The organism is Staphylococcus carnosus (assembly GCF_900458435.1).
GTDB classification, from domain to species: Bacteria; Bacillota; Bacilli; order Staphylococcales; family Staphylococcaceae; genus Staphylococcus; species Staphylococcus carnosus.
Genome location: NZ_UHCT01000001.1, coordinates 137,385 through 150,158 on the forward strand (window position 1 = coordinate 137,385; position 12,774 = coordinate 150,158).

The 12,774-nt window shown below is 29.1% G+C and carries 11 protein-coding genes and 1 pseudogene; all 12 read left to right on the plus strand.

What is annotated here, in order from left to right; translation table 11 throughout:
- The first annotated feature begins 16 nt into the window (after positions 1 to 16).
- The 12 genes and pseudogenes from DYE31_RS00580 (at position 17) to DYE31_RS00635 (ending at position 12,774) form a co-directional block, all read left to right on the plus strand.
- Positions 17 to 568, plus strand: coding sequence for a TetR family transcriptional regulator (locus DYE31_RS00580; RefSeq protein ID WP_015901597.1), 552 nt, complete (start codon positions 17 to 19; stop codon positions 566 to 568).
- Between the two features lie 237 nt (positions 569 to 805).
- On the plus strand, positions 806 to 1,441 hold the full coding sequence (locus DYE31_RS00585) for a hypothetical protein (RefSeq protein ID WP_015901596.1): 636 nt from the start codon (positions 806 to 808) through the stop codon (positions 1,439 to 1,441).
- Between the two features lie 301 nt (positions 1,442 to 1,742).
- Positions 1,743 to 2,414 (plus strand): Wzz/FepE/Etk N-terminal domain-containing protein, encoded by a 672-nt coding sequence (locus DYE31_RS00590; RefSeq protein WP_015901595.1) that lies wholly within the window; start codon positions 1,743 to 1,745, stop codon positions 2,412 to 2,414.
- 18 nt (positions 2,415 to 2,432) lie between these two features.
- The gene (locus DYE31_RS00595; protein WP_015901594.1) at positions 2,433 to 3,131 is read left to right on the plus strand and encodes a polysaccharide biosynthesis tyrosine autokinase; all 699 of its coding nucleotides are present in this window, start codon (positions 2,433 to 2,435) and stop codon (positions 3,129 to 3,131) included.
- On the plus strand, positions 3,131 to 3,895 hold the full coding sequence (locus DYE31_RS00600) for a tyrosine-protein phosphatase (RefSeq protein ID WP_015901593.1): 765 nt from the start codon (positions 3,131 to 3,133) through the stop codon (positions 3,893 to 3,895). The genes DYE31_RS00595 and DYE31_RS00600 overlap by 1 nt, the downstream gene beginning before the upstream one ends.
- A 23-nt stretch (positions 3,896 to 3,918) precedes the next feature.
- A pseudogene (locus tag DYE31_RS00605) lies at positions 3,919 to 5,724 on the plus strand (polysaccharide biosynthesis protein).
- A gap of 24 nt (positions 5,725 to 5,748) precedes the next feature.
- Positions 5,749 to 7,050 carry an O-antigen ligase family protein gene (locus tag DYE31_RS00610; RefSeq protein WP_015901590.1) on the plus strand — a complete coding sequence of 434 codons (1,302 nt, stop codon included), beginning with the start codon at positions 5,749 to 5,751 and terminating at the stop codon, positions 7,048 to 7,050.
- A complete protein-coding gene (locus DYE31_RS00615; protein WP_015901589.1) occupies positions 7,043 to 8,410 on the plus strand; it encodes an oligosaccharide flippase family protein in 1,368 nt (455 codons plus the stop codon). Before DYE31_RS00610 ends, DYE31_RS00615 begins: the two co-directional genes overlap by 8 nt.
- A gap of 15 nt (positions 8,411 to 8,425) precedes the next feature.
- Entirely contained in the window at positions 8,426 to 9,478 is a 1,053-nt protein-coding gene (locus tag DYE31_RS12970) for a glycosyltransferase (protein ID WP_015901588.1), read from the plus strand.
- Between the two features lie 2 nt (positions 9,479 to 9,480).
- Positions 9,481 to 10,494 carry an NAD-dependent epimerase gene (locus DYE31_RS00625; RefSeq protein ID WP_015901587.1) on the plus strand — a complete coding sequence of 338 codons (1,014 nt, stop codon included), beginning with the start codon at positions 9,481 to 9,483 and terminating at the stop codon, positions 10,492 to 10,494.
- 47 nt (positions 10,495 to 10,541) lie between these two features.
- Complete coding sequence (locus DYE31_RS00630) at positions 10,542 to 11,816, plus strand: nucleotide sugar dehydrogenase (protein ID WP_015901586.1); 1,275 nt, start codon at positions 10,542 to 10,544, stop codon at positions 11,814 to 11,816.
- 1 nt (position 11,817) lies between these two features.
- Positions 11,818 to 12,774 carry an ATP-grasp fold amidoligase family protein gene (locus tag DYE31_RS00635; protein WP_015901585.1) on the plus strand — a complete coding sequence of 319 codons (957 nt, stop codon included), beginning with the start codon at positions 11,818 to 11,820 and terminating at the stop codon, positions 12,772 to 12,774.

Below are 12,774 nucleotides of genomic sequence, written 5' to 3' on the forward strand. Positions count from 1 at the left end.
GAAAGAGTGGGTTAAGATGAATAAATTAGATTTACGTGTCGTGCGTACAAGAAAATTATTATTAGGCGGTTTATATGAATTGCTGGAAGAAAAAGAGTTTTCTAAACTTACTATCGACCAAATTTGCGATCGTTCTATGGTTCACAGAACAACCTTTTATAAGCATTTTCACGATAAATACGAATTGCTCGAAGTGCTGTTGAATAACTTGAGCGAAGAGTACTTTTCATATGATTTCAAGGAGCGAATCAATCACCCATTTAGAGTGAAAGAGAATGCTTTTGAAGGTTCAAAGGAATTTCATCGTATACTGATTAAGCAAAAAAATGACAAAGAATTTAACGATTTAATATTTTCACATTTCATTAAACTCATACAGCAAGACGTGAAAGATAATATGGAACTTATAGAAAAAGATCCATCTGTGCCAGATGATTTAGTTTTCTATTTGTATGGTGGTGCTATTAAAGGATTTTCAAAATGGATTGAAAATAGCAGCGCAAAAATCACGGCAGAAGAAGCAGATGATGTTTTTCATAAGATGGTAAATATAAAAGCAAAAGAATAATGGTTAATATAAATGTGCAGCTCTATAAACACTGGAGTTGTGCATTTTTTAATTAGGGGGGGTAAGTGTGAGGTTTGTCTGAAGTAAGACTGAAGGAGGCTTAAAAACTCGTTTTTCTAAAAGAATGACATAATAAAAGATACTAGATAAATTATTAAATTAAATTCAAAGAAATATAGCGGACATAAACTAATTTAACTATAATAAAGATAATACATCATTGGAGGAAAACAGCTTATGAAAAATTATAAAAGTACGGAAGATTCTAAAACGCATTCTCATTCTGAAACTTCAAATCATAAACCGTCAGATTCGACAAAGAAAATGATATTTTGGATTATTATAGGAATAATAGGTGCAGCATTGATTATAGGAATTGTGTATATTGCCTTTATGATTTTCAGTCAAGAAAATCATAGTGAACACAAAAGTAATAATCAGACTAAAAATAAAACTGAAAAACAACTGCCGAAAACACATAAAGTTAATATCAATGTAAAGTCTCAAGAATTTAATCAGAACTTTATGCAATCACCTAACCCAGAAGGATATAAAGGTTTTAAAATCGGTACTTCTAAATCAAAGATTGAAAAGAAATTTGGTAAATCTGAAGGAGTTAGAGAAGTAAATGGCAACGATGCTCAACAATATGGTGATATTGCTATAAGTTATAATTTAGAAGATAAGGTAGACCATGTATATGTAGCACCACGTCAAATGACTAAAAAAGAATTCACAAAACTTTATGATGAACCAGATGAAATTAAAGGGGATATTTGGTACTATAACGCAAATTATTATAATGGTTTCACCATTAAAGTTTTTACAAGTCAACAATATATCAAAGCTATAGAGAATGTACCGCAAATATAATAATTAAAAGCAACCTGTAAAAGGAGAACTTAAAGAAAGAATAGTTATCCATTTATAGGTTGTATTTTGTTTAGAACAATAAATGTGAATATAAATATAAAGAAAACGTAAAGGATAGATTAACAATTTATGTAGATTTTAAATTTTCGTTGAAATCGCATTATTATTGGAATAACGTTGTTAAATAATTAGAAATTGAAGTCATTTTAAATTTTTTTGGAAAAATTTGAAATTTACATACAAAAGAGTGACACAATACTATATAATTATATTGATAATACATATATTGCGGAGGGAAATTATGGAAAAAACGATTGACTTAAGTAAGTTGATTAAAATTCTTAAGAAAAATTTGAAATGGTTGATTATTTTACCTTTGGTTTTTCTTGTAGTAGGTATGATTCTGACATTTTTTGTTATCAAACCAGAATATGAAGCATCAACACAAGTTCTAGTGAATCAAAAAGAAAAGAATAGTGACATGATGGCTCAACAAGTACAATCCAATATTCAATTAGTTAAAACATACTCTGAGATTATTAAAAGTCCAAGAATACTGGATAAAGTTTCAAAAAAATTAAATGGAAAATATTCAAGTAAAGAAATATCTGGAATGTTAACAGTTAATAACCAAGCAGAATCTCAAATAATGAATATCACAGTAAAAAGTAAAAACAAAAAAGATGCGAAAAACATTGCTAATACAATTGCCAAAGTATTCAGTAAAGACGCTGACCAAATAATGAGTATTGATAACGTTTCAATTCTTTCTAAAGCCGATTCTGCTACAAAAGTAAGCCCTAAACCTGCTATAAATGCAATTATTAGTTTATTTTTGGGAATCATAGTAGCCCTTGTTTTGATTTCATTTAAAGAAATATTAGATAGAAGAATTAAAACAGAAGAAGAGGCAGAAGAATTATTAGATTTACCAGTATTAGGATCTATTCCAGAATTTATGAAAAACAAATAGAGGAGTTTGTATGAAATTATGAGTAAAAAAAATAAAACTACAGTGACAACGAACCCTTTGATAACATCTCATCAACCGAGAGCTGTAACGAGTGAAAAATTCAGAGGTATTCGTACTAATATTACATTTTCCACTGCTGATAAAGATGTTAAGGGAATTGTATTTACTTCTGAAAAGCCTTCAGCAGGTAAACCCACTATCTCAGCAAATGTAGCAATTACATTTGCACAAGCGGGCCACAAAACATTGCTATTAGATGGTGATATGAGAAAACCAACACAACATTATCTCTTTAATGTTCCTAATATTTTAGGATTATCAAACTTGATTACTCAAAATGAAAGTTTGGAAAATGTAATTAATCGTACAGATATTGAAAACTTAGATATTTTGACTTCTGGACCTATACCACCGAATCCATCTGAATTAATAGGTTCTGTACAATTTCAGAAAATTTATGAAGAATTAAATAAGGTGTATGACCATATCATAATTGATACCCCTCCTATCAACACAGTAACAGATGCTCAATTATATGCTGAGACAAGTGGACATGTTGTTTATGTACTTGATGCTAAGAGTAACGATAGAAACTCTGTGAAAAAAGGGAAAGAATTGATTGAAAAAACAGGAGCTAAAATTCTAGGAGTAGTATTAAATAGAGCCTCATCTGATAAATCTTCAAGCTACTATTCATATTATGGAGAAGAAGAATAATGATAGATATTCACAATCATATTATTTCAGGCATAGATGATGGACCTAAAAATGAAGAGAGTATGTTAGATCTAATCAAGCAAGCAGCTAACCAAGGAATTAAAGGGATAGTTGCAACCCCTCACCATTTGCATACAAAATATTCAAATGATTTTACGAACGTTGAAAAAAGAGTTGATAAGCTAAATGATTCTTTAGAAATAAAAGAATTGGGGATTACAATCTATACTGGGCAAGAAATCAGAGTATCAGATCAAATCTTAAGTGATATTGATGATGGCAAAATTCAAGGGGTTAATTACTCTAAGTATTTATTAATAGAGTTGCCATCTCATAAAGTTCCACATTTTACTCAACGATTAATTTACGAAATTCAGACTCGTGGATATATACCAGTAATTGTTCATCCAGAACGTAATAAAGCCATTGCTCAAGACGTTAATTTGTTGTTTGAGTTAATTAATATTGGCGCGCTAAGTCAATTGACTGCATCTTCACTTACTGGTAAATCAGGGAAAAACATTCAAAAGTTATCTTTCCAAATGATAGAACATAACCTAGTGCATTTTGTTGCTTCAGATGCACATAGTACAGAACAAAGACCATTTGATTTCGGTGATTTATTTAAAACACCACGATTAGACAATTATCAAACTGTAATTCAAACATTCCTCAAAAACAATGAAGCGATGGTATTAGATGAAAATATTGTTGCATCACGACCGATTGAATACCGTAAGAAAAAGTTTTTGGGGTTATTTTAAACAAAGAAATAGAGGAATGAAAATTGGAAAAAGTTTCAGTTAAACAACGGCGCATTCTTTTATGGATAATAGATTCCATTATTGTGACGTTTTCGGTATTTATTGGATATTTTATATTAGAACCTTACTTTGAAAGTTACTCTCCAAGAATATTAATTCTAACATCAATTGTATTATTAATATCTCATCATATTTTTGCTCAGATTTTCGATTTATATCACAGAGCTTGGGAATACGCGAGTGTTAGCGAATTAATGTTGATTGTAAAAGCAGTGACTGCATCAATTTTAGCTACAATGATAATAGTATGTTTAATCACATTAAAAGGCCCTTTTTTACGATTATATTTTATTACTTGGATGATGCACTTACTATTAATAGGTGGTTCTAGATTATCGTAGAGAATATTTAGAAAACAATTCATCAAGAAAAGTGGCAAAAAGAAACCTACTTTGGTAGTAGGTGCAGGTCGTGGTGGTTACTTTTTAATTCGTCAAATGTTAACTACATCAAATATGGGATTAGAACCAGTTTTAGCGGTTGATGATGATCCGAATAAACAGAATATCTCGATAACTATGGGGGTCAAAGTTCAAGGTTATATTAATGATATTCCAGAACTTGTTAATAAGTTCAAAATTAAAAAAATTATTATTGCTATTCCAACGTTATCGCAAAAAAGATTAAGAGAAATTACTGAATTATGTAAGAATTTAAATGTTGAAGTTCTAATTATGCCTGATATTGAAAGCGTAATGACAGGTGAATTAGAAGTTAATCAACTCAAGAAAGTAGACGTTGAAGATTTGCTTGGACGTGATCCTGTTGAACTCGATATGAAAATGATATCTGAAGAATTGACGAACAAAACAATCTTAGTAACGGGAGCAGGTGGCTCTATAGGATCGGAGATTTGTCGTCAAGTATGTAAGTTCGCACCTAAAAAGATAGTACTTTTAGGACATGGTGAGAACAGTATCTATTTAATTCACCGAGAATTATTGAAACAGTACAGAGATGAAATTGAAATTGTTCCTGTCATCGCAGATGTTCAAGATAGAGAAAGAATAATGAATGTGATGAAAACACACAAACCATATTTTGTATATCACGCTGCGGCTCACAAGCATGTACCAATGATGGAATATAATCCAGAAGAAGCAGTTAAGAATAATGTAATAGGAACTAAAAATGCTGCTGAGTCAGCTCAACTTGCTGAGGTAAGCAAATTTGTCATGATATCAACTGATAAAGCAGTCAATCCACCTAACGTCATGGGAGCATCAAAAAGAATTGCTGAAATGATAATCCAAAACTTAAATACAAGACCTGGAAATACAGATTTTGTGGCGGTTCGTTTTGGTAACGTTTTAGGATCAAGAGGCTCAGTTATTCCTTTATTTAAAGAGCAAATTGCAGCTGGTGGTCCCGTTACAGTTACCCACCCAGAAATGACTCGTTACTTTATGACAATACCTGAAGCAGCTAGACTTGTATTACAAGCAGGTGCTTTGGCAACAGGTGGAGAAATATTTGTATTAGATATGGGTGAACCAGTAAAAATTGTTGATTTAGCCAAAAATTTAATTAGGCTAAGTGGGTTTAAAGAAGAGGACATAGATATCGAATTCAGTGGTGTCAGACCAGGTGAAAAATTATATGAAGAATTATTAAATGAAAAAGAAATTCATCCTGAACAAGTCTACGAAAAAATTTATCGAGGAAAAGTGACAAGTGTAGATACGGAAAGTTTGAACAGAATTCTAGATATCTTATTAAACCATTTTACAAAACAACAAATTATAAATATAGCTAATGGAAAGTATTGAAATTAGAAAAGGTTAAGGTATTTTATGAAAAAGCTATTATTTTATTTAAATGTGCTTCTTATATTTTTATTACAATTTATAAGTGAAGTTGTGACTCCGATTCCTTCAGCATTATTTGCTTTATTATGTGTCACTGCTTTTTTGTTAGTAAGACCAAGTCATATTATGGGATTATATTTATATTTAATACTTCTATCAAGTGGGGGAGTATTGTACTTAGTTAATGTGATGTTTTTTATTATGGTAATTATTTATTTCTATAATGAAATGACAATGGACAATTCTATTGTATTCATATTAGGCATTATCATTATAGAGAGCGTACATGTATTAATAAATAATTCCTTTGGATTGGATGAAAGTATAATTAAGTTGTTCGGTTTCTCAATATGTTTACTGTTATTTGGTTTCGTAAGATCTTTAGGTAAAGTTATTGATATCAAAGCAACTCTCAACTTTTTAATATTTGGCTTATTAGGTTTCACGATGATAACTACGGGAATTTATTTGTTTAAATATAGTATTAGTAATTATTTTACTGAAATAAAAAGATTTGGTTTTGTTCCCTATAAAACCGAAGACGGAATAGGTGGATTAATAATAAATCCTAACACGTTAGGAAAATATTGTGCGTTTGTTATTGCATCGATTCTTGCTTTAAGCTCTTTTAGAAAAATCAAACTTAATATTTGGTATATATTTGCACTTGGAGTAGCAGCGGTGGTCGGTTTATTAACTTTATCGAGAACATTTTTATTAGTAATGGCATTGGTAATGTTAATTTATTTATTCACAAGTGTAGGAGCTAGGAACATATTTTCCATCTTTACTTTTATTGCTGTTATTTTAATATTTATCATAATATTATATAGCAATGAAGGTTTATATGATTCTCTTTATAATAGAATATTCGAAACTGATGATATATCGGGATCAAGATTTTTAATATATAGTCAATATACTGCTATTTTATTCAGTCATTTTTCAATATTGCTTTTTGGCGTAGGAATGCAAAATTACATGGAAAAATTTTCTGAATTAGATAATTTAATTAATCAATCTACTCACAATGTTTTATTAGAAGTGTTGTCATCATGGGGAGTAATAGGTTTATTAATAGTCATTATATTATTTAGTTTGATTATCATGCAATCTAAAGTGAAAAAATTGAAAAACAGTAAAAGAATTATAATACTTTTACCTTTTTTAGTAGTAGTTTTATCTGCATTTTTTGGACAATTTTTCATTTCATATTATCATACTTTTAGTATTACGATTTTTAGTTTAGTTATTTTATATAGTGATGGAGTAATCAATCATGATTAAAGATAGTTTTTATTATTTTATTTCCAAAATATTACCGGCCGTATTGAGCTTTGGAATTTTGTTTATCTATTTAGCTAATATGAATTCGAAGGATTATGGTGTTTTTAGTATAGTAATTCTAACAGTTGGTTTAATAAATATTGTTTCATCTCAATGGATACGTTCTGGTATGCTCAGATATTATAATGTTGATGCTAAAGTGATTAATACTTCTATTGCTGCACAAATAATATTAGTAGTGATCATTGCCATTATTGCATCCATAGTATTAATTATTATAAAGATTGATATACTTTCCACTATATTAATTGTGGTTATTCTCATCAACTTTATATTTAATGAGTTTTTGAATAATTACTTTAGAATGATAATACAGCCGAAAAAAGTATTGATGGGTAATATAATCAAAAACATTCTATACATTTTACCCTTGCTTATATATCTTTTTATTTATAGTGGAATCAATTTAAAAATGGCGTTACTTAGTTTTTTAATAGGATTATTATCTTCAAACGTATATTACTTAATTTATTGGAAAGATCAAGTTAATTTTTCTATTGATAAAGTAGTATTAAAGAAATTTTTATTTTATGGCGTACCGTTAACAGTTTCTTTTGCTTTAGGAGTACTTCTGCAAAATATTGATAAGTATATGATAACGTATCAACTAGGCGCAGCACGCAATGGTAACTATTCATTAGTATATGATTTTGTACATAATTCTTTGTATATGGTAATGGGTGCCCTTGGAATGGCATCTTTGCCTAGAATATTAAAATTTCCTGCACTTCAACAACAAATTAAAGAATTTGATAAATATGTATTGATTTTGTATGTAATATCTTATCCTATGTTAGGTTGTTTTATAGTTGTATCACCAGAATTAGCACAAATTTTTAATAGCTTTGGATATAAAACAAGTACATTAATAGTTTTGATTATTATTTTATTAACTTTTGTACATGGAATTAATTCATATTTATACGGCCAGGCAATTCAAATAATGGAAAAAACAAAAATTATTTTTATACCATCTGCAGTTGCAGTATTATTGGATATCGTTTTAAATTTAATTTTGCTTTCAAAAATAGGTTTAGTTAGTGCGGCAATATCAGGTTTGGTTTCTTTCTTAGTTTCAAATGGTTTGCTGTATATTTTAATAGTGAAAAAATTCCCAATCAATTTTTTCCCCAGAAAAATCTGGTATCTATTTATTATAATGACGATTACAATTTTATTAACAATGAAAATAAATTTAGGTAATGATTACTTAACTCTTTTAATTAAAGGAACTTTAGCTCTGTTTTTTCAAATAATACCAATTGTCTTATTGATTAAGAAAAGGATCATTAACTTTTAAAATGAGGTGTGTAACGTGAAAGTTTTACATATTATTACAAGCTTAGAAAGTGGCGGAGCTGAAAGAATGTTATCAAATATTGTTAATTATGATACTAATAATGAACACATTATAATAACCTTATTAAAAGCCGAACCACATTATGAATTAGCAGATCACGTGACATTGTATAGTTTAGAATTAGATAACAATAAATTTAATAAATTGAAAATACCAATATTATTAAATCGTTTTATTAAAAAGATTAAACCAGATATTGTACAAACTTGGATGAAATCAAATTATTATGCCCCGTTACTTAAGATATTTAATAAAAACGTATATTTTCTATTAAATATTAGACATGGGGTAAAAAATAAAATAAAAAAGATTAAAGCAAAATTAATTCGATTTTATTTAAAAAATTCAGATGGTGTAATATTTGTTTCTAATTCTGCTATTCAAGAATTTGGAAGAGTAGGCATTTCGTTTGAAAATAGCTTAGTAATAACAAATGGGTTTAACAAAAGAGATTTTGAATATATTAGACCGAAAAATGACAAAAAAATAAGATATGGTTATGTTGGAAGATTTCATGAAATCAAGAATCAATCACTACTAATTGATTCTTTTAATGACTTTGCAAAAGATAAAGATGTTACTTTGGAAATAGCCGGAAAAGGAATGGAATATAATAAATTTAAGCATTTAATAGATAGTAGCAACAAGGATAAATTTATATGGAGAGGTGAAGTTATAAACTCGTTTGATATTTATAATAATATTGACGTTTTGTTATTAACTTCTAGAAGTGAAGGGTTTCCAAATGTTATTGGAGAAGCAATGTCAGTTGGTGTGCCTGTAATATCAACAGATGCGGGAGAAAGCTATAACATAATAGGTGACTCAGGTTACAAAGTTGGTTCAAATAAACATTCAGTATTAGAAGCTTTGAATAACACTTACAGTAATACAGAAGAATTAACCCATAAATCAAAACTTGCATATCAAAGGATTAGGGAAAATTATTCTATGTCAGTAATTGTAGATAATTATTTAAACTATTATAAAAAAGTTTTGGAGGAATAGAAATGAGAATTTTAATAACAGGTGCAGCAGGTTTTATCGGTTCACATTTAGCTAAGAAATTAATTAGTCAAGGTTATGAAGTTATCGGCGTAGATAACATTAATGATTATTATGATCCCCAATTAAAAGAGGATCGATTAGCATCAATAGGAAAAGACAACTTCAAGTTTTATAAAACAGACCTAGAAAATTTTGGAGAATTAAATGCAATTTTCATTAAAAATAAGCCTGAGGTAGTGGTGAATTTAGCTGCGCAAGCAGGTGTAAGATACAGTCTTGAAAATCCTATGGCATATATTGATTCAAATATCGTCGGTTTTGTAAATATTTTAGAGTGTTGTCGTCACCATGAAGTGAAACATCTTATTTATGCTTCTTCAAGTTCAGTCTATGGAGCTAATACCTCTAAACCATTTGCTACAACAGATAATATTGATCATCCATTAAGTTTATATGCTGCGACTAAAAAATCAAATGAATTAATGGCTCACACATACAGTCACTTGTACAATTTACCAACAACTGGATTAAGATTTTTCACAGTTTATGGACCTTGGGGCAGACCAGATATGGCTTTATTTAAATTTACTAAGGCAATAGTAAATGATGAAGAAATTGACGTGTATAATCATGGCAATATGATGAGAGATTTTACTTATGTGGACGATATTGTTGAAGCGATTAGTCGACTTCTAAAAAGACCAGCACAACCAAATCCAGAATGGAGTGGAGATAACCCAGATCCAAGTTCATCTTATGCGCCTTACAAAATTTATAATATTGGAAATAACAGTCCTGTGAGATTGATGGAATTTGTTGAAGCTATTGAAAATAAGCTGGACAAAACAGCCAAAAAGAACTATATGGATTTACAACCAGGCGATGTTCCGGAAACTTATGCTAATGTCGATGATTTATATAATAATATTGATTTCAAACCAGAAACAACAATTCAAGATGGTGTGAATAAATTTATAGATTGGTACTTAAATTATTATTCGATTAACAAAAAATAGTATCTAAACGGTTTAAAAAAACTTAGAAAAAAGAGAGAGGTATTGTTATGGATAGAAAAATTGCTGTTGTGGGATTAGGGTATGTAGGATTACCTGTTGCTGTAGCTTTTGGAAAACAGCAACCTGTAATAGGATTTGATATTAACGAAAAAAGAATTGAAGAATTAAAGAGTAATTATGATAGAACAAATGAAGTAACAACAGAAGATTTAAAAGAAACAAAAATAACATTTACAAATAACATTGATGAGTTAAGTAAAGCAGACTTTATTATTGTTGCAGTACCAACTCCGATTAATAAACATAATCAACCAGATTTAACGCCGTTACTTAAAGCGAGTGAAACAGTTGGTAAAGCATTAAAAGAAGGAACTATCGTTGTGTATGAATCAACTGTATATCCTGGTGCGACTGAAGAAGATTGTGTTCCTATTCTAGAGAGATTTTCTGGATTGCAAAGTGGTAAAGACTTTTTTGTTGGTTATTCACCAGAACGTATTAATCCAGGAGATAAAGTACATACATTTGAAACAATTACAAAAGTGGTATCTGGTCAAACGCCTGAAGTTTTAGATATTGTAGCAGAGGTATATAGTTCAGTTGTGAACGCTGGAGTTCATAAAGCATCATCTATTAAAGTAGCTGAAGCTGCTAAAGTTATTGAAAATACACAACGCGATGTGAATATCGCGTTAATGAATGAATTTGCTGTGATTTTCGATAAAGTCGGTATTGATACTAATGAAGTTTTAGAAGCATCTGGAACAAAATGGAATTTCTTAAATTTCAAACCTGGTCTAGTTGGTGGTCATTGTATCGGTGTGGATCCTTATTATCTTACTCATAAAGCCCAAGAATTAGGACACCATCCAGAAATTATTTTAGCGGGTAGAAGAATTAACGATAATATGGCTGAACACGTTGCAACTAATGTGGTAAAAGAATTACTTAAAAAAGGTTTAGAAGTGAATGGAATGACAATCAATTTACTTGGCCTAACATTCAAAGAGAACTGTCCTGACTTAAGAAATACTAAAGTCATTGATATTATCAGAGAGTTAGAAGAATATGGAATTAATGTAATTGTAAATGATGTAGAAGCGGATAAAGAAACTGCTAAACAACTGTATAATATCGATTTAAAAGACGTAGAAGATATGGAAGTCTCAGACGCTTTAATCTTTGCAGTGCCGCATAAAACTTATATCGAAGACAAAGATAAATATTTAAGATTATTATCAGATAATGGTGTCATCTTTGATATTAAAGGTTTGATTAATAAAAATAACCTTAATGAAAATCAAAGTATTTGGAGTCTTTAAAATGTTTTTTAAAGTAAAGAAGAAATTAAGAAAATTATTTTATAAAGGGCCAACGAAATCGCTATATTCTTTAGCTAGTAAAATTAAAATAAAATATTATAGTAGATTGTCAGATGAAGATTTTTTAGCAAAAAATTTAAAACAAAATACTGGTTTGGATGTGAACTTTAAAAATCCGGAATTGTTATATGAGAAAGTATTATGGATTAAAAGTAATTACAGAAATCCATTAATGACAGAGTGTACTGATAAATATGAGGTTAGAAAATATATTCAAGATAAAGGTTATGATTATATCTTAACGGATATTATCGGAGTTTATGAAGACTTTGATGATATTAACTTTCATGATTTACCAGACAAAGTATTTCTAAAAAGCACACATGCTTCTGGAATAAATCAAATTGTTGAAAAAAATCGCACCGATTTAAAAATGGTAAGAAAAATTTTTAAAGATGCTAAGAAAATAAACTATTTTTATAAATCAAGAGAATGGAATTATAAAAATGTTAAACCGAGAATTTTAGTGGAACCATTTTTAGATATGACACAATTTAACGATTATAAATTTTTTGTTATTAATGGGAAAGTAGAATATTTTGCTGTGGTCAAAGATATCAATGATGATAAAGGAAACCAAAATTTAAAATCAAAATTTAATTTGTATAATCTCGATTTTGAAAAAATGCAAACGTATATTAAAAGAGAGAGATTTGATGATTCTAATTTTATTTTTAGTAAAAGATTAAAAGAAATAATGAAAATTGCTGAAGATTTAGCTGAACCATTTCCTTTTTGCAGAGTTGATTTTTTAGTCTCAGAAAATGATGTGAAGTTTGGAGAAATTACTTTCTTTCCTAACGGGGGAAATATGGTTTTGTCAAAACATGAAGAAGAAATTTATTATGGGAAAAAATTAGATTTATCACAAATTAGTGAGAAATATATTAGGAAGTGA